The sequence below is a fragment of the Nonomuraea sp. NPDC050663 genome, assembly GCF_044456985.1.
Lineage (GTDB): Bacteria > Actinomycetota > Actinomycetes > Streptosporangiales > Streptosporangiaceae > Nonomuraea.
Map to the genome: position 1 here is coordinate 484,444 of NZ_JBITGL010000001.1, position 25,576 is coordinate 510,019.

Below are 25,576 nucleotides of genomic sequence, written 5' to 3' on the forward strand. Positions count from 1 at the left end.
GATGGGGCGGATCCGGAGTGGGGGCGGCTTTGATCACATCGAACATCGATCCGCAGCCGGCTGACTTCGCCGACGTCCGCGCCACCAACCTCTCGGTGGTCCTGCGCTTCGTCCGCGACCATGCGCCGTGCTCGCGGGCCGACATCGCGGCGGGGACCGGCCTCAACAAGGCGACGGTCTCCAGCCTCGTGGCCGACCTCATCGAACGACGACTGGTCCGCGAGATCGGGCTGACCGAGAACCGCGTCGGCCGGCCGGCGATCATGCTGATGCTCGACGGCGCGCCGTACGCCGCCATCGGCGTGGAGATCAACGTCGGCTACGTCACCGCCGTCGCCGTCGGGCTGGGCGGCGAGCGGCTGCTGTCGTGGCGGCGCGCCTTCGAGCCGGGACAACACGTCGGCGAGGGCATCGCGGCCGTCGCCGCGATCATCAGGCGCGTGGCCAACCGCATGACCAAGCAGAACCGTCAGGTGCTCGGTCTCACCGTCGCGGTGCCCGGCCTGATCGACGCCCAGGGAGCCGTACGGCTGGCGCCCAACCTCGGATGGCGCGACCTCGACCTCGGCGGAGACCTGGCCAAGGCCCTGCGCGACCCCGGCTTCCCGATCCAGGTCGACAACGACGCCAACCTCGCCGCCCTGGCCGAGCAGCGCTTCGGCGAGCACGCCGGGGCCACCGACCTGGTCTACCTGACCGGCGAGATCGGCGTGGGCGCCGGCGTCATCATGGACGGCGCCCTGCGGCGCGGCGCGCTTGGTTTCAGCGGCGAGATCGGCCACATCCAGCTCGACGCCTCCGGCCCCGCCTGCCGGTGCGGTCGCGTGGGCTGCCTGGAGGCGATGGCCGGCATCGGCGCCCTGCTCGACACCGTCTCCGGGGCCGAGGTCGAGGAGATCGAGCGCCTCGCGCAGGCGGGCGACGCGGCCACGATCGCTCGGATCGAGAGCGTCGGGAGCAACCTCGGCAAGGGCGTGGCCATCGTCGCCAACCTGCTCAACCCGTCGGTGGTGGTGCTGGGCGGCTTCTACGTGCCGCTGGCGCCCTGGCTGCTGCCCGCGCTCGAGGCGGAGGTGCGTGCCAGGGCCATCGCGCCCGAGGTGCGGGTGGTGGCCTCGTCGCTCGGGCTCGACGCCGCCGCGCTCGGGGGAGCGGCCCGCGTGCTCGACTCGGTCGACTCCGGCCGCCTGCCCTCGGTCACCTGACGCACGGCGAGCGGGCGGGGGCGCTACCGCCGAGTCCGGCCCGCTGGTCCGCCGCCCGCCCGTCCCGGGCCCCGTCCGCTCGCCCGCTCGGGCCCCCTCCGGCTCTTGACCTTCGCCACGGAGGGGTGCACCCTTCTTGAAACACCGCGAAATCCCCCAGAAACCTCTCCGGCAACCGATCGAAGCGCTTCGACATGGGCCGTCGAAGCGCTTCGACAAGAGGATGACGATGAACGAGACGTTCCGCGACCCCGACCTCCCCCTCGCCGAGCGCATGGCCGACCTGATGGGCCGGCTCACCGTGCCGGAGAAGATCGCGTTGCTGCACCAGTACCAGCCCCCCATCGACCGCCTCGGCATCGACGCCTACCGCACGGGCACCGAGGCGCTGCACGGCCTGGCCTGGCTCGGCCAGGCCACCGTCTTCCCGCAGGCCGTCGGCCTGGCCAGCACCTGGGACCCGGAACTGGTCGCCAGGGTGGGGGAGGCGACCGGCGAGGAGGTCGTCGCCTTCCGCCACAAGGGCGCGGGACGCAACGTGTGGGCGCCCGTGGTGAACCCGCTGCGCGACCCGAGGTGGGGGCGCAACGAGGAGGGCTACTCCGAGGACCCGTGGCTGACCGGGATCATGGGCGAGGCGTACGCCCGCGGGCTTCGTGGGAGCGCTCCCGTGATGCGGACGGCCCCCACGCTCAAGCACTTCCTCGGCTACAACAACGAGACCGACCGCTGCGTGACCAGCAGCAACCTGCCCCCGAGGGTGCTGCACGAGTACGAGCTGCCGTGCTACCGCCCGGCCCTGGAGAGCGGCGCCGCGGTGGCCGTCATGCCCTCCTACAACCTGGTCAACGGCCGGCCCGCCCACCTCAGCCCGCTGATCAACGAGATCCTGCGCGCCTGGGCGCCCGACGACATCCACGTGGTGAGCGACGCCTACGCCCCCGGCAACCTGACCGGGCTGCAGGCCTACCACGACGACGCGGCCGAGGCCTACGCCCACGCCATCAAGGCGGGGCTCGACAGCTTCACCCAGGACGACGACCGCCCGCAGGACACCCTGGACCACATCGCCGACGCCCTCGCCCGTGGCCTGCTCACCGAGGACGACCTCGACCTCGCGGTACGGCACGCGTTGTCGATCAGATTCCGCCTCGGCGAGTTCGACCCCGCCACCCCGTACGACCACATCGGCGAGGACGTGGTCAACAGCCCCGAGCACCAGGAGCTGGCCCGCGAGGCCGCGCGGCGCTCGATGGTGCTGCTGCACAACGACGGCTTACTGCCCCTGGCGCGAACCGCCAGGATCGCGGTGATCGGCCAGCTCGGCGACACCCTCATGGAGGACTGGTACTCCGGCAGCCTGCCGTACGCCGTCACCGCCAGGAAGGGCCTGGACGCCGCCGTATTCTGTGAGGGCGTCGACCGGATCAGGCTGGCCGTCGAGGACGGCCCCGAGCTGGGCTACTTCGACGTCTTCGACTGGGGCGGCGGCGCGCTGGCGCTGCGCTCCGTGGCCACCGGGCGGTTCCTGGGCGCGACCGAGGACGGCCAGCTGATCGCCGACCAGCCGGGGCCCAACGGCTGGGAGGTGCGCCAGACCTTCCGCTGGGTCGGCCGTTCGCTGCGCAACCTGTCGACCGGCCGCTACGTCGGCGCGGCGGGACTGCAGGAGGACCCGCTGCCGCTCACCGTCGAGGTGCTGGTCAACGGGGCCGAGCAGGCGGTCGAGGTGGCCAGGGACGCCGACGTGGCGATCGTGGTCGCCGGCGACCACCCGCTGGTCAACGGCCGCGAGACCGAGGACCGCGCCGACCTGGCGCTGCCGCAGGCGCAGCAGGCCGTGCTGAAGGCGGTCGCCGCCGCCAACCCCGACACCGTGCTGGTGATCAGCAGCGGCTACCCGTTCACCTGGGCCGGCGCCGAGCGCGCCGCCGTGTGGTCCGCGCACGGCGGCCAGGAGTACGGCAACGCGCTGGCCGACGTGCTCTTCGGCGACGCAGAACCCGAGGGCCGCCTCACCCAGACCTGGTACAGGGACGCCTGCGAGCTGCCCGACCTGCTCGACTACGACATCATCTCCGCCGACGCCACCTACCTGTACTACCTGGGCACCCCGCTCTATCCCTTCGGGCACGGCCTGTCCTACACGACCTTCGACTATTCCGGCCTGGTCGTGACCACGACCGCCGACGAGGTCAGGGCGAGCGTGACCGTCACCAACACCGGTCCGCGCGAGGGCAGCGAGGTCGTCCAGTTCTACTCGCGCCAGCGGGTCTCCCGCGTCAAGCAGCCCCAGCGCAAGCTGCGCAGGTTCGCGAGGGTACGGCTGGCGCCCGGCGAGAGCCGTACGGTGTCGGTCGCCTTCCAGATCGACGAGCTCGCCTTCTGGGACGTCACCCGCGGCAGGTTCGTCGTGGAGAGCGCCCCGCACCAGCTCATGGTCGGCCGCAGCGCCACCGACCTGCGGCTGAGCGCCCGCTTCGACGTCGCGGGCGAGGTCGTCCCGCCGCGCACCGGACCCCTGGACGCGATGGACCACGACGACTACGACGCGATCACCTTCGTGGCGGCCTCCAGGGAGCGCGGCGAGGCCGTCAAGGCGGAGGCGGACGGCGCCTGGGTCCGCTTCCGCCAGGTCGACCTCAAGGGAGCCAGGAGCTGCGAGATCGAGGCGGGCAGCACCGAGGGCGGCGTCATCACGCTGCGCCGCGACGATCCGCTGGGCGGTCAGGTGCTGGCCTCCTTCCCCGTGCCCAGGACCGACCGGTACGAGGCCGTGCTGAGCAGGTCCGCCCTTGCCGAATACCAGGGTGTGCACGACCTTTATGTCGTGCTGGAGAACTGCGGGATCACCGTGCGCGGGGTGTGCTTCGCATGAAGGGCAGGGATGTGACGATCGCCGAGGTCGCCCGGCACGCGGGCGTCGCGGTGAGCACGGTCTCCTACGTGCTGAGCGGCAAGCGGGCGATCTCCGCCGAGACCCGCAGGCGCGTGCTCGACAGCGTGCGTGCGCTCGGCTACCACCCCAACGCCGGAGCGCGGGCCCTGGCCAGCAAGCGGGCCAACGTGATCGCCCTGGTGCTGCCGCTGCGCGCGGGCATGCACGTGCCGGTGCTGATGCAGTTCGCCACCTCCGTGGTCACCGCCGCCCGCAGCTTCGACCACGACGTGCTGCTGCTGACCGCCGACGAGGGCACCGACGGCATTCGCCGTGCCGCCGCCAGCGCCCTGGTCGACGGCCTGATCCTGATGGACATAGAGGAGCACGACGAGCGCGTGCCGGTGCTGCGCGAGCTGTCCGAGCCGACCGTGCTGATCGGCTTCCCCGCCGACTCGGCCGGGCTGACCTGCGTCGACCTCGACTTCGAGGCGGCCGGCAAGTTGTGCGTGGCGCACCTGGCCGGGCGCGGCCACCGCGAGATCGCCCTGCTCGGCGCCCCCGCCGTGGTCTACGAGCGCGGCACCGGCTTCGCGCGCCGCACCCGCGCCGGCTTCGCCGACGCGATCGAGGCGCGCGGCCTGTCCGGCGTCGCGCTGCCCTGCGAGGAGGGCTTCGACGACGTCCGCGTCACCGTCAAGCAACTCCTGGCCGACCACCCGCAGGTGACCGGCCTGGTGGTGCACAACGAGGCGGCCGTCGGGCACGTCCTGGCCACCCTGCGCGAGCTCGACCGGCAGCTGGAGGTCGTGGCGATCTGCCCCGACGACATCGCCGACCGCGCCCGCCTGGCCTCGGTCCTGATCCCCGCGGAGGAGGTCGGCAGGGAGGCGGTGCGGCTGCTGATGGAGAAGCTCGAAGGCCGCCAGGTGCCCGCCTCGACCCTGCTCCAGCCGCGGCTCACCTACAGGAGGGCGTAGAGCACGATCAGCGCCACCGGCACGGCCACGCTCGCCCACCTCCAGGGCCTGCCCCTGTCGTACGGCAGGCGCCTCCAGGGCACGATGGCCGCGTAGGCCAGCAACCCCACGCCCAGCGCCCAGATCACGGGCGGCAGCACCTCCCAGGAGCCCACCGCCCAGGCGGTCATCAGCATGAGCACCGACCACAGCAGGTCGGAGGCCGTCGTGCGCCGGTCGAGCCCCCTGCGCGAGGGCAGCAGCGACAGGGCGGGGCTGACGACGAGCACCAGCGTGACGAGGATCTGCACGATCGGCGGCCCGGGCTCGCGGCCGGAGGGATCGGCGCCGAGCAGCCGCAGCCCGATCGGGTCGACGGTGGTGTCGGTGTTGCCGAGCACCACCACGCCCCGGCCCGCCGCCCGGTCGAAGCCGACGAACGCGCGGAAGCCGCCGGTGCCGCCGTTGTGCCAGGTGACCTGCTTGCCGTGGTCGCTGGTGAACCAGCCGTAGCCGACCTTGCGCGTGGAGGTCTCGGTGAAGCGCGGCGTGGTGGCGGAGGAACCGGGCGCGCTGCCTTCCATCGTCGCCTTGACGAGCTTGGCCAGGTCGGCGGCGGTGGACCAGACGGCGCCGCCCGCCGGGCCGTAACCGTGGTCGCGCCACGGATCCATGACCAGGCCGTTGGCGCGGAAACCGGTCGCGTGCCCGGCGGGCAGCGGGTCGTCGGGCTCGATGATCACGGTGGCGGTCATGCCGAGCGGGTCGAGCAGGCGGGACTTGAGCAGCTGCGGGTAGCTCGTGCCGGTCCCGGCGGCCAGGGCCTGCCCGAGCAGGGCCGCGCCGAGGTTGGAGTAGCTGACCTCGCCCTTCTCGCCCGCCGAGACGGCCGCGGCGTTGTCGAGCATGCCCTGGGGTGAGGTCTCGCCGTAGGGGGAGCGGCCGGTGAGGTTCATCAGGTAGCCGCCCAGCAGCAGCCGCGGCGTCACGCGGTCGCGCGGCAGCCCCGCCCGGTGCGAGGACAGCTCCTCCAGCGTGGCGTCGCCGACCGCCGGGTCGTCCCACCGCACGTGCGGCAGCAGCTCGCGCACCCTGGTTCGCGGGTCGATACCCGAGTCGGCCAGGAGCATGCCGGTCATCGCCTTGGCGACGGAGCCGATCTCGTACGGCGTGGCCGCGTCGACCGGGATTTCGCCCTCCTTCGTGCCGATCCCCGCGGTGCGCACCTGCCCGTTCTCGATGAGCGCCACGGAAAGGCCCCGGTGCCGCCCGTCCTGCGCCGCCTGCCGTACGGCCTGGGCCAGCGCGGGATCGCCGGTCTGCCGGTCACCCGGGCTCGGCGGCCGGGGAGCGATCAGCACGGCCAGTGCCGCGATCAGCAGGGCGCCGATTGCTCTCTTCATAATTCCGATCCTACGGAATTTCGGAGAAAGTGGGCGAAAAAGAAGGGGCGCGTCCGTCGGACGCACCCCTTCCCGCGAGACTGCTTACCAGTCGCCGCCGCCGAAGTCTCCGCCGCCGAAGTCGCCTCCGCCGCCGAAGTCACCCCAGCCGCCGGCGTCGCCGCCGAAGTCTCCGCCACCCATGTCGCCGGCCGCCGCGCCGTCGGCATAGCCGGCTCCGTAGCCGCCCATGCCCATGCCGCCGAACATCATGGAGCCCATCATCGTGCCGATGAACATGCCGGTCATGACGTCGCCGAAGCCGCCGTAGTAGCCGTAGGCGTAGGGCTGGTAGGCCGGGCCCGCGTTGTAGTAGGGCACCCGCTGGCCGTGGACCATGACCTCACGCGGCTGCGGGTCGAAGCCCTGCTCGACCGCCTGGGCGTCCATCGCGCAGGCCGGCACCTCGCGCACCGCGCCGCCGGGCGGGGCCCAGCGCACGTCGCGCACGGACGGGCCGTGCTGCGGGTTGAAGAAGCAGGGAGCGCGGCGCTCGGGGATCGGCTCGTTGGCGACCTTGGCCTTCACCACGGCCAGCGCGTAGCGGCCGTCCTCGAGCGTCTGGGTGACCTCGCGGATCTGGTCGGCCTTGGTGACCGCGGCGAGCTGGGTCTTGGCCCGCTCGTAGGAGTCGAGGGCCTGCTGCCACTCGCCGATGTGCTGGCCGCCCTCGCCCTGAAGGGTGACGTCGGTGTCGAGCGCGGTGATCTCCTCACCGAACTTGGTGACGTCCTCCTCCACGGTGGACTTGACCGCGGCCAGGTCGCGCGCCTCCTGCTCCAGGCGCTTCTTCTTGGCGTTGCGCGAGTAGAGGAAGTAGCCGCCGCCGCCGACCACGGCCAGCGCGCCGAGCGCGATCAGCACGCCCGAACCGCCACCGCCGCCGCTGACCGGGTTCGAGCTCAGAGCCGAGCGGGTCTTGCCCGCCGCGGCCAGGTCGACGCGCTCGGTCCACTCGGCGATGCCCTTGGCGAAGTCGCCGCCGGCGTTCTGGATGGCCAGGCCCTGGATGCGGTTGAGGGTGGCCTGGTTGACCACCGTCGAGTCGGCGTACATCCGCGTGCCGACGAACATGGCGATCGTCGCGTCGGGACGTCCGGCCGCGTCGAGCTCCTTGCCCAGGGTCTGGATGAAGGCGCCGGCCTCGGCCTCGGTCGCGGCGCCGTCGGCCACGGCGACACCGTAGATCTTGGAGCTGGCGTCCTTGAAGTCGTTGGTGATGTCGGACTGCTGGTCACTGCTGAGCGGTGATCCTGAGTCGACGAAGAGCGGGTCGCCCGACTTCCATTCGGCCATCACGGCGGTGGCGTCAGGAAGCGCGGCGGCGTGGGCCGCTGGTTGGAATGCGAGAACAGCGAACAGCCCGGCGAGCAGCGCAACGAGCGCGGCCCCTGCCCGGCGCAGCGAGTGGGTCATCGGCAGCTAGCCTCCTTCGCCCTTAGGGACGAACCGGCGATCGGCAAAGTTCCTCCTCTACCGAACTTACCTGCTATACGTCCTTGATCTCGCAGATAGCCGCGCCAGCCGTCACGGTCTGACCGACGGCCGCGTCGAGGCCGGTGATGGTGCCGGACTTGTGCGCCGTCAGTGGTTGCTCCATCTTCATCGCTTCGAGAACCACGACCGTGTCACCCTCGGCCACGGTGTCGCCGTCGGAGGCGACCACCTTCACGATGGTGCCCTGCATGGGCGTGACCAGGGCGTCGCCGCTCACGGCGCCGGATTTCCTGCCGCCGGGCGCCGCGCGTTTGGGACTCTTGTTCGCTGAGGGCTGAGCGGCGCGGGCCACGCCGAAGCCCGCCGGGAGAACCACCTCGAGCCGCTTGCCGCCCACCTCGACCGTCACCCGCTCGCGCGGCTCGGCCTCGGCGGCGTCGACCGCACCCGCGTAGGGCTCGATCGTGTTGTCGAACTCGGTCTCGATCCAGCGGGTATGCACGGAGAAGGGCTCGCCGGTGAACGCGGGGTCCTCGACGATCGCGCGATGGAAGGGCAGGACCGTGGGCATGCCGTCGATCTCGAACTCGGCCAGCGCCCGGCGCGAGCGGTCCAGCGCCTCCGCGCGCGTGCGCCCGGTGACGATCAGCTTGGCGATCAGGGAGTCGAAGGTCTGCGGCACGGTCATCCCGGCCTCGTAACCGGAGTCGAGGCGCACCCCGGGGCCGCTCGGCGCGCGCATCGCGGTCAGCGTGCCGGGGGCGGGCAGGAAACCGCGCCCGGCGTCCTCGGCGTTGATGCGGAACTCGATCGAGTGGCCGCGCAGCTGCGGGTCGCCGTAGCCGAGCTCCTCGCCCTCGGCGACGCGGAACATCTCGCGCACCAGGTCGACGCCGGCCACCTCCTCGGTCACCGGGTGCTCGACCTGCAGCCGGGTGTTGACCTCCAGGAAGGAGATCGTGCCGTCCTGGCCGACCAGGAACTCGCAGGTGCCCGCACCCACGTAGCCGGCCTCCTTGAGGATGGCCTTGGAGCTGGTGTAGAGCAGGTCGAGCTGCTCCTGGCTGAGGAACGGCGCGGGCGCCTCCTCCACCAGCTTCTGGTGGCGGCGCTGCAGCGAGCAGTCGCGGGTGCTGACCACCACCACGTTGCCGTGGGTGTCGGCCAGGCACTGGGTCTCCACGTGGCGCGGCCTGTCGAGGTAGCGCTCCACGAAGCACTCGCCCCGGCCGAAGGCGGTGACCGCCTCGCGCACCGCGCTGTCGAACAGCTCGGGGATCTCCTCGATCGTCCTGGCCACCTTCAGCCCTCGGCCGCCGCCGCCGTAGGCCGCCTTGATGGCGATGGGCAGCCCGTGCTCCTCGGCGAAGGCCACCACCTCCTCGGCGCCTGCCACCGGGTCCTTGGTGCCTGCCACCAGGGGCGCGCCCACCTTCTGCGCGATGTGCCGCGCCTGGACCTTGTCGCCCAGCGCCGCGATGGCGCTCGGCGGCGGGCCGATCCAGGTCAGCCCGGCGTCGATCACCGCCTGGGCGAACCCGGCGTTCTCGGCCAGGAAGCCGTAGCCGGGGTGGACGGCGTCGGCCCCGGTCTGCTGGGCGATCTTCAGCAGCTTGGCGACGTCGAGGTAGGTCTCGGCGGGAGACTGGCCGCCCAGCGCGTGCGCCTCGTCGGCGACCTTTGCGTGCAGGGAGTCCAGGTCCTGGTCGGCGTAGACGGCCACGCTGGCGATCCCGGCGTCCTTGCAGGCACGGGCCACCCGCACGGCGATCTCGCCGCGATTCGCGATCAGAACCTTACGCACGTTCTTCCCTTCCCGATTGACCCGGATCGAGTCTAACGACCCAGGTAAGCGCCACCATTGACGTGGACCACCTGTCCAGTCACATGCCGGGCGCCGGGCGAGGCGAGGAAGACGGCGGTGCCGGCCACGTCCGACGGCGTGCCCGCTCTGCCGTTGCGAGTGCCCTCGACACGTCGCTTGATGCCCTCGTCCGTCAGGCGTCCCTTGAAGAACTCGGTCTCCACGATGAGACCCGGGGAGATCACGTTGGCGGTGACACCCCTGGGGCCCAGCTCGGCCGCCACGTCCGCGGTCCAGGCCTCCAGGGCTGCCTTGGCCGCGCCGTACGAGCCCGACCCGGTGCCGCGCGCGGCGATCGAGCCGATGGAGATGATGCGGCCGCCGTCGCCGATCCGGCGCTGGAGCGCCTTGGTGACCAGCACCGCCGACAGCAGGTTGGCGTTCAGATTGGCCCACCACGACTCGGCGACGTCCATCAGGTCGTCGGAGTCGGCCCTGTCGAGGTTGGTGTTGCCGCCCGCGTTGTTGACGAGCACGTCGACCTTCACCGGCAGCCGGCCCAGCGCGTCGTTGACCGCCACGGGGCTGGCGGCGTTGAAGGCGACGTAGGGGAAACCCGTCTCCTTCAGCACGTGCTCGCGGCGTCCTGTGACGGTCACGCTGTCACCGAGCTCGGCGAACGCCTTCGCGATCGCCAGGCCGATCCCCGTGCCCCCGCCGGTCACCACAACCTCGCGCACCGTTGCTCCCCATAGATCCGAATAATCCTCTGGAAGACCATAGCCGCTCGCTATATCGCCGGGCGATGCCTTGATCCGAGACCTATCGTTGGGGCGCTTCTAGCGTCGATCCAGGAGGTACGGCATGAGCCAGAGCCTGCTCGGTGGCAATCCCGCTGAAATGCAGCAGATGGCGACGCAGTTCACCCAGCAGTCGGAGACCGTACGCGCCACCATGGCCGCGCTCGACCGGGAGGCTGCCAAGGTCGGCACCGCCTGGACCGGGCCCGGCGCCGACCGGTTCGGCAGTGCCTGGCAGAACTATCGGGCGGCGTTCCAGCGTATGACCGAGGAACTCGCCGAAGCGTCCCGTGTGATCAACACCTACCGGGGCAACATCGAGTCCGCCACCCGCTGACGACTCGACCCACCTACCGGGGTGCCCGCGCCCGGCACCCCGGTCTTTATGGGGATAACTGCGCCATGTCTGGATTTGTGACTATTGTGATGGCTGTTATCTCTGAGACTGACGGTAAAGGGGAGATCCATGGGCGACGCTAAGGTCGGTGGAGTCATCGCGGACATGGACAAGATGTCCCAGACCTTCAAGACCCAGGCGGGCACGGTCCTCGACGCCAAGAAGGCGCTCGACGCCGAGGCGAACAAGATCCCGGCCTCGTGGTCCGGTCCCAACGCGGAGAAGTTCAAGTCCGCGTGGGAGGCGTACAAGTCCTCCTTCGACAAGGTGTCGCAGGCCCTTGAGGAGGCCCAGACCGGCATCCGCAAGAACAAGGAAGCCATCCAGGCAGCGACCGGCGCCTGAGCTATACCGAAAGAGGGGCCTCCCGCCGAGGGAGGCCCCTCTTCGCGCGCAGGGCCGGTGAGAACAGGCCCGCGATGCCGCACAGGGCCAGAGGCGCGCACAGGATCAGGATCGCGGGCTCGGCGCCGGCGTACTGGCTGAGGACGCCGCCGAGCAGGGGAGCGAGCGGCGTGGCGCCTCCGAAGGCGACGCCGATGACGCCGTGGACCCGCCCCTGCATGTGGTCGGGCGCGGTGCGGGCGATCTCGACCTCGATCGCGATGTTCAGCGCGGGCGCCGCCAGCATGGCGAAGAACAGCACCACGGCTGCCCAGTAGGTGCCCAGCGGCAGCACCAGGAACGGCAGCACGGCAGCCAGGAACCAGACGCCCGCGAGCATGAGCCGCCCGGTGGGCAGCAGGCGCATCAGCCTGGCCGAGATGGCCGCCCCGGCGAGGCCTCCGACGCCCAGGGCCGCCATCACCAGGCCGACGTCCGCCGGGGTGGCGACCATCACGATGATCGGCAGCTTCATCGCGTTGACCACCAGGTTGATCACGAAGGCGAGCGCGGCGGCCGCCCGCAGCACGGGCTGGTCCCACAACCAGCGGAACGCCTCGCCGATGCCCTCGCGCATGCTCTGCGGCTCCGCGGGCGTCTCCGGGCGCCTGGGCACCCGGGCGAACGCGACGCAGACGAACGAGACCAGGTACGTCACGGCGTCGACGAGGAACGGGATCGCGCGTCCCAGGGAGAACAGCACGCCGCCCAGCGCCGGGCCGGCCAGGCCGGCGGCGTGCTGGCGGGTCTGTTCCTGGGCGTAGGCGGTCGGCAGTTGCTCGCTCGGCACCAGGGAGCGCAGGGAGGCGCCGTGCGCGGGCCAGAACAGCGCGCTCGCCACGCCGTTGACCAGGGCGACGGCGAGCAGGTGGGGCATGGTTAGTGCGTCGGCCAGCAGGGCCACCGCCAGGCTCGCCATGGCGGCCATGCGCACCAGGTCGGTGCCGAGCAGGATGCGCCGGCGGTCCCACCGGTCCACCAGCGCTCCGGCGGGGATGCCGCAGATGATCTCGGCGCCCATGGCGACCGCGCCGACCAGGCCCGCCTGCGTGGGGGAGCCGGTCAGGGCCAGCACGAGCAGGGGGTAGGCGAGCCAGGAGAGCGTCGAGCCGAGCTCCGACGCGGCTGATCCCACCCAGAACAGCTGGAAGCGCAGATTCCTTCTCAACGGCTGCATGGTTCAACAAGATAAGTTGTACAAGAACTCTTGTACAAGTATCCCGATAGGATCTCCTCCGTGGAGCAGACGCGACGGCACCTCGGCCCCGACGACGTGGGCACGCTCAAGGCGATGGCCCATCCGACCCGGATCCGCCTGCTCATGGCCGTCGCCGAGATCGGGCCCGCGACCGTGGGCATGCTGGCCGCGCGCGTGGGCGAGGCGGTCGGGGCGGTCAGCTACCACCTGCAGCAGCTGGGGCAGCACGGGCTGGTGGCCGAGGCGCCGGAGCTGGCGCGCGACAAGCGCGAGCGCTGGTGGCGCTTCGTGCCGACCGACAGCCTGTCGATGACGCCCTCCGACTTCGCCGGCGACCCCGTCGGGCAGCACACGCAGCGGGCCGCCCTGCTGGCGTGGGTCGACGCCGCCGCCGAGCGCAACCGGCGCTCGGTGGAGGCCATGCACAGCCTGCCGCAGGAGTGGCAGGACGTGGCGCTGCCCAGCATCAACGGCCCCATGGAGCTGACCGCGGCCGAGCTGAGCCAGTTCTACGACGACTTCAACGACCTGATCGAACGATGGCGCGAGCGCGGCAGGGCCGCCGCCGATCCTGCTGACGACCGGCGGCGGATCAACGTCTACATCCAGCCGATGGTGTATCCGCCCGCGAGCTAGGCGCTCGCGACCTGCACCAGCTCCCACATGCCGCCCAGCACCATCAGCCCGCGACCCGCCGGTCCCGAGCCGGTGGCCAGGCTGCGCGGCAGCCGTACCCCGAGCAGGTCGCCCTGGCTGGTGGAGGTCGGCCGCAGGAGCAGCCCGTTGCGCGTCTTCTTCATGGCCACGACGGGACCGCGATACATGGAGTCGAGGTCCTCGACGCTGCCCGCGCCGATGATCAGGTTGCCGGTGTCGCGCACCTCGCCCACGTAGTCGGTCAGCCACTCGGCCAGCTCGCTGTCGTTGCCCAGCAGTTCCATGTCGTCGACCAGCAGCGCGTGCTTGCCGGACAGCGCCTGCTTGACCTCGTCGGGTGAGGCCTCACCGCTGAAGGAGGCGCCGGGCAGGTCGCGCACCGGCGAGCGGCGCGGCGTGATGGTGACCAGCGAGTAGCCCCGCTGGGCCAGCCAGGAGCCCATGGTGACGAGCGTGGTGGAGCGACCGCTCTTGGGCGGCCCCGCCACGACGAGGGCCGGGCCGTGCTCCTCCGCGCGGAAGGCGCGCACGCCCAGCGAGTCGCCGCCCACGCCGAACACGACCGCGTCGGAAGGCAGTGCCTCGTCGGCCATCGCCACCGCCTCGGCCAGGGTGACGCCGGTCGGCAGCGCGTCGACGCGGAAAGGCCGCAGGTGGCGCGCCAGCTCGCCGAAGCGCAGCTTGGCCTCCCTGCCGAGCTGGTGCAGCGCGGCGACCTGCGCCGTGCCCGCCACGTCGGCGGCCAGCAGGCCGACCTGGACCTCGCGCACCACGGCCGCGGCGCGGAAGCCGCGTCCGGGAGGCATGTGGTCGGGCACGTCCTTGGCGCGCATGCCCACGTAGCTGTAGTCGGCCGGGTCCGACAGCTTGAGCACCAGGCGGTCGTCGAAGAGCGTGGAGATGCGCCCGACCAGGGTGGTGCGATCGCCCGACATCACCACCTTGACGCCGACGCCCGCGCCTTCCTGCAGGATCTGCAGCCACTGGTCGACCAGCTTGCCGCCGTCGTAGGACTCGAAGGCCGCGTAGAAGCCCTCCCAGCGGTCGAAGAGCACCAGCAGGTACGGCAGGCGCTCGTGCTCCGGCACGGCCGCCCGCTGCTCGCTCAGGTCGGCGAAGCCCTGCCCGGCCAGCAACTGCTGACGCCTGGCGATCTCGCCGAGCAGCCGGTCGGTCAGGCGGCCGAGCCGGTCGGGCGAGTCACGGCCGACAACGGCGCCGGTGTGCGGCAGGCCGACCAGGGGGAGCAGGGCGTTGTTGCCGCAGTCGACCGCGTACAGGTGCACGTCGCGCGGAGGAGCCTGGACGGCGACCGAGGCCGCCAGGGCACGCAGCACGGTCGAGCGTCCGGAACGGGCAGAGCCGCACACCAGCAGGTGGCCGGAGGCGGCCAGGTCGTAGACCTCGGTGGAGCGCATCTGCAGCGAGGGGACGTCGGCCAGGCCCATCGGCAGCTTGGTCCAGGTGTCGGCCGGCTCCAGCTCGGCCAGGGTGAGCGTGTCGGCCAGCGGCTCCAGCCAGGGGCTGCGCTGCTGGGAGACGCCCATGGCGCGGGCCGTGCGGCCGATCACCTCGACCAGCACCGACAGGTCGGTCTCCATCAGCGACTCGTCCTCGGCCTGCGTGCGCGAGTCGAGCGGGGAGCCGAGCCGGATCCAGGTGATGGGGCTGATGTCGATGAACTCGGTCTTGGCCTTGCCCTGGCCGGGGCGGCGGCCTCCGATGCGCGCCGACTGCACGGCGTGCAGCGAGGAGGCGCCGGAGCGCACGTAGCAGCGGCCGGGGGTGGTCTTGGAGATCTGCGCCGCGACCGGCGCGTTGATCACGTCGGCGGACTCCTCGTTGCTGGTGACGCGCAGCGCGATGCGCAGGTTGGTGTTGGCGGCGATGTCGGGGGTGACCACGCCGCCGGGGCGCTGGGTGGCCAGGATCAGGTGCACGCCGAGTGACCGGCCCCGGCGGGCGATGTCGACGAGGCCGACGATGAAGTCGGGCAGTTCCTGCACCATGGCCGCGAACTCGTCGATAATCAGGATCAGCCGAGGCATGGGCTCCAGCGGCATGCCCTGGTCGCGGTAGTCGTTGTAGTCCTCGACGTCCTTGGCGTCGGCCCTGAGCAGCATGTGCTCGCGCCGTTTGAGCTCGGCGGCCAGCGATTCCAGGGCGCGCTCGGTGAGGTGGCCGTCGAGATCGCTGACCATGCCGACCGTGTGCGGCAGCTTGGCGCAGTCCTTGAAGGCCGAGCCGCCCTTGTAGTCGATGAGCACGAAGTTCATCTCGTCGGGCCGGTTGTGCACGGCCAGCGAGGCGATGAACGACTGCAGTAGCTCCGACTTGCCGGCGCCGGTGGTGCCGGCGACGAGGCCGTGCGGGCCGTCCAGGCGCAGGTCGAGGGTGTAGGGCCCGTCGGCGCCGATGCCGATCGGCACCCTGGTGGTGCGCCCGCGCGACCAGTAGGAGGCGATCTGCTCGGGGGCGGGGTCGGGCATGCCCAGCAGGTCGAGGAGCCTGGCCGAGGTGGGGATGGCGGAGTCGGCGTCCTCGCGGCTCACGTCCCGAAGCGGGGCGAGCGCCCGGCCGAAGCGGTCGCACCAGGGGCTGTTGACCTGGTCGGCGATGACCTCCGCGCTCTGCATGGCGCCGCTGAGCCGGACGAACGCGGGCCTGTCGAGATCGCAGACGGCGACCGTGGTGCACTCCTCGGGCAGCAGGCGCTGGTCGTCGTCGATGCAGATGCTGTAGACGCCGACGGTCGGGCCGAACTGCAGGATCTGCGGCATGCCGGGCAGGCTGCGCAGGGCCCGCGCGCCGTCGAGGACGACCAGGATGTCGTACGGCTTCTCGCTGGCGTATCCGGCGAACGCGCGCTTGTCCTCGTTGAGCCCGCCGAAGCCGCCGAAGTCCATGTTCGACTTCTTGCTGGCCCGCCGCGCCTGGATCTTGTTGACCAGTTCGACCGCCCGCCTGGCCGCCGACTCGGGATCGGCGCCGACCAGCGACAGGCACTCCTCGCCCTCGTGCGGGGTGGCGTGCGGGAGCCAGCGAACCCAGTTCCAGCTCGCCTCTCCCTCGTGGTCGGCCGACAGCACCACGATGGCCAGGTCGCGCGGGCTGTGCAGGGCGGCGGCCTGGGCCACCAGCCAGCGGCCGAGCGCCCGGGAGGTCTGGCGCGCGCCGGTCAGGCCCAGCACGCCGACCTGCGGCATCGGCACGGCCAGGGGTACGGCATGCGAGACCGGCACCGAGGGCAGTTCCCGGTCGGAGGCGTTGCTGCCGTGCTCGACGATCAGCTCGATGAGCGAGGGCTGGTCGGCCACGCCCACCCGCAGGTGGAGCGTGTCGGCGTCGTGGCTGCGGCGCTCCCACAACCTGCGTCGCGGGCCGGTGGCGGTCAGCAGGGTCTCGGCCGGGTCAGGAAGCTGGGCCCGGCGTTCGCCCTGGTCGTCGAGGCGCAGGAGTTCGAGCGCCTGGGCGAAGGTGTCGCGGTTGAGGCGGAACTCCTTCATCGCCTGCTTGTGGCTACGCTTGCCGTGGCGGCGGTCGCTGTACCACTGACCGACCATGGTCAGCGGCGTCAGCAGCGCCATGAGCAGGAAGAGCGGCTGGCCGAAGGCGATGGCCATCACGACGCCGCCGATGCCGAACAGCACGCTCGTCAGGAGCTGCAGGCGCTGGTGGGTGGGGCGCTGCGGCTCGATCGGCACCTCGATGGGCTTGGTGCGCGGCGGCTGGCTCAGCCGCGGCGGCCGGTTGTAGGCCAGCCCGCTCTCGATCGGCGTCAGGTGCGCGTCGGGGTTCTGCGGCAGCATGAGCGTCAGGACGCTGGCTCCCGTGATGAGCACCTGCCCGGGGGTCCATCGTTCGGGACCGGTCAGCTGCCGGCCCTCCAGCAGCACGAAGGCGCCGGGAGCGGGCTCGACCATGGCCTCGTGCACCGTCACGTGCACCGAGAAGGCGTGCGGTGCGGTGTTCTGGTCGGGCAGCTGCACCGAGCAGCCGGGCGAGGTGCCCACGGAGTAGGTGCCGAAGCCGAGCCGGTGCACGGCTCCGGCCGCCGGGCCGCTGGAGACGCGCAACTCGACCGCGCCGCTGGGCTCGCCCCGGTGCGTGGCGGCCGCGGCCGCCGGGTCGAAGGCGACGATGTCGCCGTCGCGCAGCACCTGCCCGGCGGGCGTCGACGGGTCGACGGGCCGGCCGTTGACCCACAGCCCGCCCAGGTGCCCGGCCCGCTGGTGCAGCGGGCCGCTGGCCCAGGCGGGGTGGGCGACGACCTGGGCGCGTGGCTCGCCGAGCGACTCGCCCAGCACCTCGGCGAAGCGCCCGGCGGTGACCGTGTCGTCGGCCTGGGCGACCACGTCGCGCGGGCCGTTACGGGTGAGCGCCGTGAGGGAGATGCGCATCATGGGACCAAAGCTTATGCTTCGCCCTGACCTGTCTGCAGGAAACCGACTACGCCGGAAATGGCGCTTCTTGTCAGAGTAAGAGGATTGGTGTCCGCTCCCAGCAGGATCAGGGCCAGCGCGACCTCGTACGGCCCGGCCTCCGGCGACACCGTCACCGTGGTGGTGCTGCCCAGGGGAGCGTGCGAGCGCACCAGGCCGGCCAGCTCCTCCACGTTGGCGCCCGTCGCCAGGTAGGTGTAGTCGCGGCCGCCCATCGAGATCTTCAGCGCCCGGTCCTTCTTGGCCAGCCCGCGCCCCTGCGTCACGACCGCCCGCAGCTCGCCGACCGTCAGCGTCGTGCGCTCGTCGAGCGGCACCCGGCCCTCCCTGGAGGTGTCGGGATGGCTGAGCACCGCCCTGGGCAGCCCTGGGCATTCGAGGGTGGCCACGCGCGGACGCTTGGCCACGGTGACCTCGATGGATCCGTACGGCTGCGCCGTACCGGACAGCACGATGACCGCCCCCGGCGGGACGCTGCGGTTCAGGACGATCACGACGACGGCGGCTCGTCGGGGATCAGGTTGACGATCCGGTCCCAGAGCTCGCGCGCGTCGGCGAAGACCAGGCGCAGCTCGCTGTCGGGGGTCACCTGGCCGGGCAGGATCGGCTCGGCGGGACGCTCGCGCACCCAGTAGCCCAGCGGACCGCAGTCGAGCACCGCCATGCCGTGCACGTCGGTGCCCTTGCCCTCGGCGTTGGGCCAGGCCACGGTGATGCGCCAGTTGCCGGTCAGCTGCAGCAGCAGGTGGGTCAGGATCGTCAGCTCGGGGTCGGCCAGCCCGCTCGCCTCCGCGATGGCGGCCCCCACGGGCTCGGCCGCCTCGCTGGTGCTGTCGGTGTTGAGTCGGCCCAGCTCGGCGAAGCCGGCGTCCATCGCGGCCATGGTGGTGTGGATGACCGGCGCCTGCGGCGGCTTGGCGTCGCGCTCGCGCAGGCCCACCACGCGGGCCAGCGACCAGACCAGCGTGGACAGGTCGGTCGGGACGTATTCGGACTCGATCTCTCCCGGCCAGGTCTCGTAGACGTAGCAGGAGTCGTTGCCGACGATCGCGCCGTTGCCCGTGATGCCCTCGGGTCCGGTGACCTCGATGTTGACCACCATGACGGGCTCGGCCAGGGCGCTCACCAGCGGGGCGAGCTCGGGCATGGCGCTGTCGTCGTCGGCCAGGAACCCCGCCTCGCGCAGCTCCAGGTGCGCCTCGCGGAGCTCGGCGGGGACCGCCTCACCGGAGTACAGGCAGCCGAGCACGCCCAGATGCGCCTGGGCCAGGCGGAAACGGTCACGGGCACTGTCATGCGAAGGCATCTGCGCGATCCTTAGTCGAACGGGTTGAGTGACTTGACGAGATCCTTGGCCTTGTCGACCACCTTGCCGGCGCCCTCCTTGATGTCATCCCAGTGTTCCACCACCTTGGCGCCCACGTAGACGGCGCCGAAGACCACGGTGGCGCCGATCGTGATCGGGTTGGGCGCGATCATGGCGGCGGTCAGGGAGGCGTTGAAGCCCAGCTCGGCGACATCGGCGACGTACCCCGCGCCCTTGCGCTTGAACGCGTCGACCGGGTTGCCCTGCGAGATGACGTTCGCGCCCGAATACAGGGTGGAGGCCACGCCGCCCGCGACGCCCAGCATGCGCAGGCCGCCCGCGCTCTTGGCGAGCACGCCCATGCGGGTCAGCTTCGACGGGTCGGCCTTCAGGATGGCCGCGGCGGCCTCGAGCTTCTTGGGGTCGGCGGTGGCCGCCCAGACCTTGAAGAGGTTGGCCTGCCCGGCCAGGGTGGCCGTCTGCCCGGAGTGGGTGCTGATCTCCAGCGCCTTGACCAGGTTGTTGTTGCCGAAGGTCAGGTTGATGAAGTTGTTCACGCGGGCGCCGAGCAGGGCCCGGCCCGCGTTGGTGGCCTGGCCGACCCGGTCCATCTCGGCGTACTCGGGCAACATCGCGACGTAGTCGCGGTAGAGCTGGCTCTTCATGAAGAGCTTGCGGGTCAGCGTGCTCAGGTAGGTGCCGGGAGCGGTCGCCGACCTGGTCTGGATCGTCCACCGGCCGCCGGTGAGCTTGTTGATGAGCGGCTGCCAGGCCTTGTTGTTGGCCATCAGGCGCAGCAGCGCGGCGCTCTGGGCGGTGACGATCGGCGTGGCCGTGGCCACCCCTCGCGCGTCGCCGAAGACCTTCAGCACCTTGGCCACGGTCTCCTGGTGCGGCTCCAGCGCCGGGATGACCTTGGCGACCGCCGCCGCCTCCAGCCGCTTGAGGTAGTCGTCGATGCCCTCGCCCGGCTTGCGGCTCAGGTCCGTCTTGCCGTTCTGGGCCGCCCAGGCGGCGACGGTGTTGACGTAGACCAGCGTGGTGGGGTCGAGCTTGTCGCCGTTGGCGGAGATCTCGAGGGGGGAGAAGCCCGCCCAGGCCAGCCCGGCGAAGGGATCGCCGGTCTGCAGCCGGAGCAGCGCCGCCCGCTTGCGCAGGTCGGGGTCCTGCTTCTGGGCCCAGCCCGGCAGCTCGCGCAGCGCCGACATCTGGGGGGTCACGCCCAGCGAACTGGCTTGTTTGAAGGCTTCGTCGGCCGAGGTGCTCAGCCGGCCCATCATGCCCGCCAGTCTCTCCAGTTGGTCTGGTTTGAAGCCGCGGTCTCCCATGACGTGCCACTGTATATGTCAACAAAAGTCAGGAAGTAGGTGATTCACATATGCCACCTCCCGAAGTCGAGGAGATGCAGGGCAAGGCGAAGAAGCTGCGCGACTTCGCCGACCATGTGGAGAAGCTGGTCGACGAGGTACGCGACTACGCGGGCAAGATGGACTGGTCGGGCCCGCTGACCGACCGGGTGCGCGGCGAGATCGGCACGTGGCGCACCCGCTGCTCCGAGACCGCGGGCAAGATCCGCGACGAGGCGGAGCGGCTCGACAAGGCGGCCACGGACCTGCTCAACCCGAAGCGATCCTGACGTCCACGGCGTCGTGGGCGCGTTGCCAGACGTTCCAGATCTCCACGAGGGTCAGGGTCCCTCCGGGGATCTCGATCGTCTGGCCCTTGCGCACCGTCACCTCCCTGCCGGGATTGGGCAGGCCGATGAAGACCTCGTCATCGCCGAGCACGGCGTTGAGCGAGACCGCGCCGCCGGGATAGGCGTGCTGGATCGGCGGCAGGCCCGACGAGCGCGGCAGGGCGAGCCGTACGAGGCCCTGGGCCGGGGCGGGCGGGCGTTCGTTCCACGCCATCACGCCCGCCACCGCCGCGGCCACGACCAGCACGATCCCCGCGATCCCGATCAGGCGCCACTTCATCGTTCCTCCCCGCTGACCTCGACCCGCTCCAGGAGCGGCAGGGTGCCTGTGACGCGGTCCTGGATCCACTCCAGGGGGATCTCGACCTTCTGCGCCGCGCTGGCCCCGGGGCCCCAGGGGTTGGACAGCAGGACCATCTCCTTGCCGCTGGGGTCCTTGAAGACCTTCTCGATGACGTAGACGTGGTCGGCGACCAGCTTGTCGCCCGGTCCTGTGCGGTTGTCGAGGTCGTAGCCGTGAGGCACGCTCATCGTCATCGGCACCTTCTTGTCGACCAGGTCCTTCAGCTTGTCGTAGGTGATGTCCTCCGCGTCCATCATCGGCCGGTCCTTGCCGTTGATGTCCTCCCACGGGCGCAGGACGTGACCGTCGCGCCACCGGTTGGGGGAGAAGGCCTCGCCGACGTCGGGGATGTACTCCGAGTCGCCCTCGATGCCGCGGTAGCGCCCGTTGCCGCGGAACTGGGCGAAGGCCTTCTCGTAGATGTTGACCAGGGGCGGCTCCACACCCGAGTCCAGCGTCGAGCCGTCGACCCTGACCTTCACCGGCTTGCCGTCGCGGAAGAACGTGACGGTGTAGGAGCCGTCGGGGTTGAGCACCATGCGCTTGGACAGGAAGTTCGGGTCGCGCTTGAGCTCGCCGATGACTCCGGCGAGGAACCAGCAGTCGCCCACGCCGCCCTGCGACACCTGCTCCCAGTCGACCGGCAGCTTGGGGTCGAGCGGCGGCTGGCTCGCCGGGCTGTAGGTGGCGCCGTCGAGCGTCTCGGGGTTGGGGACCGTCAGCTTGTCCGCCCAGTCGTTGACGATCGTCTCCAGGGTCTTCTGGAGGTCGCCGTGCGGGCTGGTGAAGCCGCGCTTGGTCTGGGTGAGCCCGAGCACCCGGCCCATCAGGTCCTCGGCCGGGTTGGGCCCGTTGGGGTTCATGCGCTCGTAGTTCTGCTGCGACTCGAGCGTGGCCGCGTTGACGAAGCGCGACAGCGGGCCGACGAGCTTGTCGTCCTTGATCTGCACCCAGCCCCAGGCGTCGCCCGACACCATCGCGCTGATGCGGTCGAAGTTGTCGGCGTAGATCTGCGTGGCCGCGAACGGGTTGCGCGCGGCGGCGTCGAGGAGCTTGGCGGTCGTGTAGTTCTGGGCGCCGTCCTTGATCCCGCCGTTGACGATCTTGACGACCGTCTCCTTGTTCCAGGTGCCGTGCATCATCAGGTCGGCGAGCATGTTGTAGTCGGTGCCCCGGCCCATGGGGTCGAACTTCTTCAGCCAGTCGTCGTTGATCACGCCGCGGTGGCTGGCCACGGCCAGGATGTTGGCGATGGCGGTGAAGCGGCCTTCGGTGTCCTCGTCGTCGTCGCCCCACGAGTCGGGGTTCTTGGCCCGCCCGGCCAGCCAGCCGATCTTGTCGGGGCCGAGCTCTTTGGCGAAGGCCTCGGCGAAGTCCGGGTCGAACTGATATTTGCGGATCTGCTCCCAGACATCGGCCGGGAACTCCCCTGGATGCTCGTACTTGGCCGCCAGCTCCTTCGCCTTGGCCTGGGCCTCCTCCTTGCTCTTGAAGTGGCCCGTCCACTCCGACTCCACCATCGACCCGGTGAAGCCGTGGACGCCGTGCTCCTTGGAGATCTGCTCGGTCATCGACTGGCGCCTGCGTAACATCGGCAGCTCGCCGTAGATCCAGTCGGAGACGGTCCTCAGCGTGGTGATGTGCTTGGTGCCGAGCCCGGCGCGGCCGAAGTCGCGGTCGAGGTTGGACGTCTTCTCGTTGATCAGCGACTTGACGTCGTCGAGATCACCGATCATGGCCTTGAGCTGGACCGGATCGATGCCCGCGAACTCGCCGCCCTGGGGCTCGGGAGCCATCAGTACCTCGAGGTGCGGTTATAGGAGTTGACCTGCTGGTGCCAGCGGTCGGCCTCCTCCTGTGAGCACTTGCGCGGCGTGGCCGACAACATCGCCGACACCTCGTCGTCGAGCGCGCCGACAGCGCCGTTGTAGGCCTTGACCCGGTCGTGCAGGTGGCCCTTCCACTCCGTGGCCGTCTTGCTGGTCCACACCTTGCCGCTGTCCATGGCGTTGGCCGGCTTGTTCAGCTTCTTGTCCATGGCGCCCTGGATGGCGTGCACCTTGTCCAGGAGGTTCTTCAGGTACTCCCACTTGGGGTTGTCAACCTCGGCCATCGTCGTCACCTCGCAGCTTGGTCATCAGGACGTCGACCTCTTCCTCGCTGAGAGGCGGGTCAGGGGGCAGGGGGACGAGCTCCTCGATCTCGGCCTCCACCTGGCCGGGATGGCTGGCGGAGACGGAGATCCAGTCGACGCCCTCGAAGGGGGTCTCGTCGTCGAACCACGTCGCGTCGGCCACGTCGGCGTCGCCCTCGACCGGCGCCTGAACCCCGAGCAGGCCGAGCACCTGGCCGACCAGCGTCACCGAGTCGCCCTCGCGCACGCCCAGGTCGGCCGTCACCATCCAGGTGCCCTCGATCTTCCAGTACGGCTCGGCGGACACCTCGCCGTGGCCCCCGAGCCGCTCCAGGATCGGGGCGGCGAGCCGCTCGACCTCGTTCCGGCCGGGCGCCGCCACGTTCAGCGTGATCGTCACCTGCCTGCCCATCAGTTGCCCACCCGCCCGGTCTCCCATTCGACGTTGAGATGTTTGCCGTCGGCGGTGAGCTTGGCCAGGCCGCCGTCCTTCTTGACCTGCACGTCCCATTCCTTGCCGACGTTGTTCTGGCCGCGGCCGTGCTGCTTGCCGCGCTGCCACACGTTGCCGAAGGCGTCGGTGATGCCGCTTCCCGCGTTGGCGCGGTTGGGGTCCCAGTTCTTCGGTGGCACGAACGGTACCGGTCCGTCGGTGGGCAGGCCCAGCTTCTTGGCCCGCTCCGCCCACTTGGGGTACTTGGCGTAGATCTTGGCCGCGTCGGTGTGGAGGCGGTTGACGACGCCGAGGGCGTCCATGACCTTGCCGGGGTTCTTCAGGTCGACGTTCTTGAGGGTGTTCTTGAGGTTGTCGAAGCCCTCGGTGATGACGTTGACGTAGGCCTTGAGCTTGTTGGCGTCGGTGGCGACGTCGTCGGGCACCTTGAAGAAGATCTTGAGTGCCGGGAAGGCCTTCACCAGCGTCATGAAGGTCTTGATCGGCTTGGCGGCGGCGTCCCCGAAGTAGGGGATCATCGCCGCCATGGAGAGCATGGCGCCCTTCCAGTCGCCCTCGCCGAGCGACATCAGGCCCGAGACGCCGTCGGAGATGGGCGTCGGGTCGAAGATGCCCACCAGGTCGGCGACCAGCTGGACCGACTGGTACCAGGTCAGGCCGCCCTCGGGGAGCAGGTCCTCGGTGTAGGTGCCCGTGAAGAAGCGCTGGACGATCTCGATGAAGGCGTCCTCGACGCCCGCGAACGGGAATCGTTCGTCCTTGTGCTTGGCCACTTCCTCGAAGAGCTTGAGCACCAGCTCGTCGGCGGGGTTCTTGGCGCCGGGGTTCATGCGCTCGAACACGTCGGCGGCCTCGACCGTGGCGGCCTTCATGAAGCGGCCCAGGGGGTCGCCGAGCTGGGGGTTCTTGGTATTGATCCACCCGATGTGCTTGCCGTACGCCATGTTGTTGATGAGCTCGAAGTTGGTCTTGTAGAGCTCGTGGGCGGCGATCGGGTTGCGGGCGACGGCGTCGAGGATCCTGGCGGTGATGACGTTGCCGCCGCCGAGCTGCATGCTCTTGAGCGCCTGGTTGCCGATGCGGACGAGGGTCTGGGTGTTCCAGGTGCCGTGCATCATCAGGTCGGCCATGAGGGGGAGGCCCATCTTCTCCACCCACTTGTCGTCGATGACGCCCCGGTGGCTGGCCACGGCCAGGATGTTGGCCAGGGCGGAGAAGCGGCCCTCCGTCGCCTTCTCGTCGTCGCCCCAGGCGTCGGGGCTCTTGGTCCGCGCGGCGAGGAGCTGGAGCTTTTCCGGGCCGAGCTCCTTGGCGAAGGTCTCGGCGAAGTCCGGGTCGAATTGATATTTCCGGATCTGCTCCCAGACGTCGTCGGGGAACTCCGCCGGGTGCTTGTACTTTCCCGCCAGCTCCTTCGCCTTGGCCTGGGCCTCCTCCTTCGTCTTGAAGTGGCCCTCCCACTCCGACTGGACCATCGAGCCGGTGAACCCGTGGACGCCCTGTTCCTTGGAGATCTGCTCGGTCATGGAGTGGCGGCGCCGCAGCATGGGCAGCTCTCCGCGGATCCAGTCGGAGACGCCCTTCAGCGTGGTGATGTGCTTGGTGCCGAGCCCGGCCCGACCGAAGTCGCGGTCGAGGTTGGACATCTTCTCGTTGATCAGTGACGTGACGTCGTCGAGGTCCCCGATCATGCCCTTCAGCTGGACCGGGTCGATGCCTGCGAACTCGCCGCCGCTGTCTCTGTCTGGAGGAGGCACGAAGGACACCTTACGATCATTTGTCGGACTCTCGCAGTTCACGGGCCTCACGACGGAGGTTCTCCGCCGTCGTACGGCACGCCGAGCCCAGGTCGCTGAGGTTGTTCCGCTGCGTCTTGAGCGTGCCGTTGAACCGGTCGGCCGCCGGGCCCGTCCAGATCTCCCGCCCGCCCGAGGGCGTCGTGGTGATCTCCTTCAGCAGACCCTCGACCTCCCCCGCCCAGCGGTCGAACTTCTTGGCCAGCTCCTCCTTGGCCGCCGCCTGGGCCGCCTTGTCACCCAC

General features: G+C 70.5%; 22 protein-coding genes. 7 read left to right on the forward strand and 15 right to left on the reverse strand.

Annotated features, from left to right (window positions below; genetic code table 11):
* Nucleotides 1-29 precede the first annotated feature (29 nt).
* The 3 genes from ACIBH1_RS02460 (at nt 30) to ACIBH1_RS02470 (ending at nt 5,063) form a co-directional block, all read left to right on the forward strand.
* Nucleotides 30-1,205 (forward strand): ROK family protein, encoded by a 1,176-nt coding sequence (locus tag ACIBH1_RS02460; RefSeq protein WP_397311762.1) that lies wholly within the window; start codon nt 30-32, stop codon nt 1,203-1,205.
* 229 nt (nt 1,206-1,434) lie between these two features.
* On the forward strand, nt 1,435-4,083 hold the full coding sequence (locus ACIBH1_RS02465; protein ID WP_397311763.1) for a glycoside hydrolase family 3 C-terminal domain-containing protein: 2,649 nt from the start codon (nt 1,435-1,437) through the stop codon (nt 4,081-4,083).
* Entirely contained in the window at nt 4,080-5,063 is a 984-nt protein-coding gene (locus ACIBH1_RS02470) for a LacI family DNA-binding transcriptional regulator (RefSeq protein ID WP_397311764.1), read from the forward strand. The genes ACIBH1_RS02465 and ACIBH1_RS02470 overlap by 4 nt, the downstream gene beginning before the upstream one ends.
* On the opposite strand, the gene ACIBH1_RS02475 is transcribed toward ACIBH1_RS02470, so the two are convergent.
* From ACIBH1_RS02475 to ACIBH1_RS02490, 4 genes are all read right to left on the reverse strand, one after another.
* Nucleotides 5,048-6,445 carry a serine hydrolase domain-containing protein gene (locus ACIBH1_RS02475; RefSeq protein ID WP_397311765.1) on the reverse strand — a complete coding sequence of 466 codons (1,398 nt, stop codon included), beginning with the start codon at nt 6,443-6,445 and terminating at the stop codon, nt 5,048-5,050. The genes ACIBH1_RS02470 and ACIBH1_RS02475 overlap by 16 nt on opposite strands.
* Before the next feature lie 84 nt (nt 6,446-6,529).
* The gene (locus ACIBH1_RS02480; RefSeq protein ID WP_397311766.1) at nt 6,530-7,900 is read right to left on the reverse strand and encodes a hypothetical protein; all 1,371 of its coding nucleotides are present in this window, start codon (nt 7,898-7,900) and stop codon (nt 6,530-6,532) included.
* Nucleotides 7,901-7,973: 73 nt separating this feature from the next.
* A complete protein-coding gene (locus tag ACIBH1_RS02485) occupies nt 7,974-9,725 on the reverse strand; it encodes an acetyl/propionyl/methylcrotonyl-CoA carboxylase subunit alpha (protein WP_397311767.1) in 1,752 nt (583 codons plus the stop codon).
* Between the two features lie 32 nt (nt 9,726-9,757).
* The gene (locus ACIBH1_RS02490; protein WP_397311768.1) at nt 9,758-10,465 is read right to left on the reverse strand and encodes an SDR family NAD(P)-dependent oxidoreductase; all 708 of its coding nucleotides are present in this window, start codon (nt 10,463-10,465) and stop codon (nt 9,758-9,760) included.
* A gap of 124 nt (nt 10,466-10,589) precedes the next feature.
* Between ACIBH1_RS02490 and ACIBH1_RS02495 the strand changes: the two genes are divergently transcribed.
* Together ACIBH1_RS02495 and ACIBH1_RS02500 are read left to right on the forward strand one after the other, a co-directional pair.
* On the forward strand, nt 10,590-10,862 hold the full coding sequence (locus tag ACIBH1_RS02495) for a WXG100 family type VII secretion target (RefSeq protein WP_181611264.1): 273 nt from the start codon (nt 10,590-10,592) through the stop codon (nt 10,860-10,862).
* 129 nt (nt 10,863-10,991) lie between these two features.
* On the forward strand, nt 10,992-11,267 hold the full coding sequence (locus ACIBH1_RS02500; protein ID WP_397311769.1) for a WXG100 family type VII secretion target: 276 nt from the start codon (nt 10,992-10,994) through the stop codon (nt 11,265-11,267).
* Between the two features lies 1 nt (nt 11,268).
* Here the strand turns inward: ACIBH1_RS02500 and ACIBH1_RS02505 are convergent, their stop codons facing one another.
* Nucleotides 11,269-12,474, reverse strand: a complete 1,206-nt coding sequence (locus ACIBH1_RS02505) for an MFS transporter (protein ID WP_397311770.1) — start codon at nt 12,472-12,474, stop codon at nt 11,269-11,271.
* Nucleotides 12,475-12,543: 69 nt separating this feature from the next.
* On the opposite strand from ACIBH1_RS02505, the gene ACIBH1_RS02510 reads away from it, so the two are divergent.
* Nucleotides 12,544-13,140, forward strand: a complete 597-nt coding sequence (locus tag ACIBH1_RS02510) for an ArsR/SmtB family transcription factor (protein ID WP_397311771.1) — start codon at nt 12,544-12,546, stop codon at nt 13,138-13,140.
* On the opposite strand, the gene ACIBH1_RS02515 is transcribed toward ACIBH1_RS02510, so the two are convergent.
* From ACIBH1_RS02515 to ACIBH1_RS02530, 4 genes are read right to left on the reverse strand one after another with little or no spacing between them, the layout of a single operon-like run.
* Nucleotides 13,137-17,564: an FtsK/SpoIIIE domain-containing protein gene (locus ACIBH1_RS02515; RefSeq protein WP_397311772.1), complete on the reverse strand. Its 4,428-nt coding sequence runs from the start codon at nt 17,562-17,564 to the stop codon at nt 13,137-13,139. The two genes, ACIBH1_RS02510 and ACIBH1_RS02515, sit on opposite strands and share 4 nt — an antisense overlap.
* A gap of 11 nt (nt 17,565-17,575) precedes the next feature.
* Nucleotides 17,576-18,097 carry a hypothetical protein gene (locus ACIBH1_RS02520; protein ID WP_397311773.1) on the reverse strand — a complete coding sequence of 174 codons (522 nt, stop codon included), beginning with the start codon at nt 18,095-18,097 and terminating at the stop codon, nt 17,576-17,578.
* Nucleotides 18,094-18,909, reverse strand: a complete 816-nt coding sequence (locus ACIBH1_RS02525) for a hypothetical protein (protein ID WP_397311774.1) — start codon at nt 18,907-18,909, stop codon at nt 18,094-18,096. The genes ACIBH1_RS02520 and ACIBH1_RS02525 overlap by 4 nt, the downstream gene beginning before the upstream one ends.
* Nucleotides 18,910-18,920: 11 nt before the next feature.
* Nucleotides 18,921-20,189, reverse strand: a complete 1,269-nt coding sequence (locus ACIBH1_RS02530; protein ID WP_397311775.1) for a hypothetical protein — start codon at nt 20,187-20,189, stop codon at nt 18,921-18,923.
* A gap of 98 nt (nt 20,190-20,287) precedes the next feature.
* Between ACIBH1_RS02530 and ACIBH1_RS02535 the strand changes: the two genes are divergently transcribed.
* Nucleotides 20,288-20,545, forward strand: a complete 258-nt coding sequence (locus ACIBH1_RS02535; protein WP_397311776.1) for a hypothetical protein — start codon at nt 20,288-20,290, stop codon at nt 20,543-20,545.
* Here the strand turns inward: ACIBH1_RS02535 and ACIBH1_RS02540 are convergent.
* From ACIBH1_RS02540 to ACIBH1_RS02565, 6 genes are read right to left on the reverse strand one after another with little or no spacing between them, the layout of a single operon-like run.
* Nucleotides 20,526-20,885, reverse strand: coding sequence for a hypothetical protein (locus tag ACIBH1_RS02540; protein WP_397311777.1), 360 nt, complete (start codon nt 20,883-20,885; stop codon nt 20,526-20,528). The two genes, ACIBH1_RS02535 and ACIBH1_RS02540, sit on opposite strands and share 20 nt — an antisense overlap.
* A complete protein-coding gene (locus ACIBH1_RS02545) occupies nt 20,882-22,744 on the reverse strand; it encodes a C2 family cysteine protease (protein WP_397311778.1) in 1,863 nt (620 codons plus the stop codon). The genes ACIBH1_RS02540 and ACIBH1_RS02545 overlap by 4 nt, the downstream gene beginning before the upstream one ends.
* On the reverse strand, nt 22,744-23,061 hold the full coding sequence (locus ACIBH1_RS02550; RefSeq protein WP_181611274.1) for a hypothetical protein: 318 nt from the start codon (nt 23,059-23,061) through the stop codon (nt 22,744-22,746). Before ACIBH1_RS02550 ends, ACIBH1_RS02545 begins: the two co-directional genes overlap by 1 nt.
* Complete coding sequence (locus tag ACIBH1_RS02555) at nt 23,048-23,494, reverse strand: hypothetical protein (RefSeq protein ID WP_397311779.1); 447 nt, start codon at nt 23,492-23,494, stop codon at nt 23,048-23,050. The genes ACIBH1_RS02550 and ACIBH1_RS02555 overlap by 14 nt, the downstream gene beginning before the upstream one ends.
* The gene (locus ACIBH1_RS02560) at nt 23,494-25,293 is read right to left on the reverse strand and encodes a polymorphic toxin type 17 domain-containing protein (protein WP_397311780.1); all 1,800 of its coding nucleotides are present in this window, start codon (nt 25,291-25,293) and stop codon (nt 23,494-23,496) included. The genes ACIBH1_RS02555 and ACIBH1_RS02560 overlap by 1 nt, the downstream gene beginning before the upstream one ends.
* Before the next feature lie 16 nt (nt 25,294-25,309).
* Nucleotides 25,310-25,576: a WXG100 family type VII secretion target gene (locus ACIBH1_RS02565; protein ID WP_397311781.1), complete on the reverse strand. Its 267-nt coding sequence runs from the start codon at nt 25,574-25,576 to the stop codon at nt 25,310-25,312.

What these genes read in the sequence shown, in the direction of transcription:
- ACIBH1_RS02470 (WP_397311764.1), top strand. Translation starts at nt 4,080, where the DNA reads ATGAAGGGCAGGGATGTGACGATCGCCGAGGTCGCCCGGCACGCGGGC.
- ACIBH1_RS02475 (WP_397311765.1), bottom strand. Translation starts at nt 6,445, where the DNA reads ATGAAGAGAGCAATCGGCGCCCTGCTGATCGCGGCACTGGCCGTGCTG.
- ACIBH1_RS02545 (WP_397311778.1), bottom strand. Translation starts at nt 22,744, where the DNA reads ATGGCTCCCGAGCCCCAGGGCGGCGAGTTCGCGGGCATCGATCCGGTC.
- ACIBH1_RS02525 (WP_397311774.1), bottom strand. Translation starts at nt 18,909, where the DNA reads ATGCCTTCGCATGACAGTGCCCGTGACCGTTTCCGCCTGGCCCAGGCG.
- ACIBH1_RS02550 (WP_181611274.1), bottom strand. Translation starts at nt 23,061, where the DNA reads ATGGCCGAGGTTGACAACCCCAAGTGGGAGTACCTGAAGAACCTCCTG.
- ACIBH1_RS02465 (WP_397311763.1), top strand. Translation starts at nt 1,435, where the DNA reads ATGAACGAGACGTTCCGCGACCCCGACCTCCCCCTCGCCGAGCGCATG.
- ACIBH1_RS02540 (WP_397311777.1), bottom strand. Translation starts at nt 20,885, where the DNA reads ATGAAGTGGCGCCTGATCGGGATCGCGGGGATCGTGCTGGTCGTGGCC.
- ACIBH1_RS02500 (WP_397311769.1), top strand. Translation starts at nt 10,992, where the DNA reads ATGGGCGACGCTAAGGTCGGTGGAGTCATCGCGGACATGGACAAGATG.
- ACIBH1_RS02555 (WP_397311779.1), bottom strand. Translation starts at nt 23,494, where the DNA reads ATGGGCAGGCAGGTGACGATCACGCTGAACGTGGCGGCGCCCGGCCGG.
- ACIBH1_RS02535 (WP_397311776.1), top strand. Translation starts at nt 20,288, where the DNA reads ATGCCACCTCCCGAAGTCGAGGAGATGCAGGGCAAGGCGAAGAAGCTG.
- ACIBH1_RS02495 (WP_181611264.1), top strand. Translation starts at nt 10,590, where the DNA reads ATGAGCCAGAGCCTGCTCGGTGGCAATCCCGCTGAAATGCAGCAGATG.
- ACIBH1_RS02530 (WP_397311775.1), bottom strand. Translation starts at nt 20,189, where the DNA reads ATGATGGGCCGGCTGAGCACCTCGGCCGACGAAGCCTTCAAACAAGCC.
- ACIBH1_RS02480 (WP_397311766.1), bottom strand. Translation starts at nt 7,900, where the DNA reads ATGACCCACTCGCTGCGCCGGGCAGGGGCCGCGCTCGTTGCGCTGCTC.
- ACIBH1_RS02515 (WP_397311772.1), bottom strand. Translation starts at nt 17,564, where the DNA reads ATGATGCGCATCTCCCTCACGGCGCTCACCCGTAACGGCCCGCGCGAC.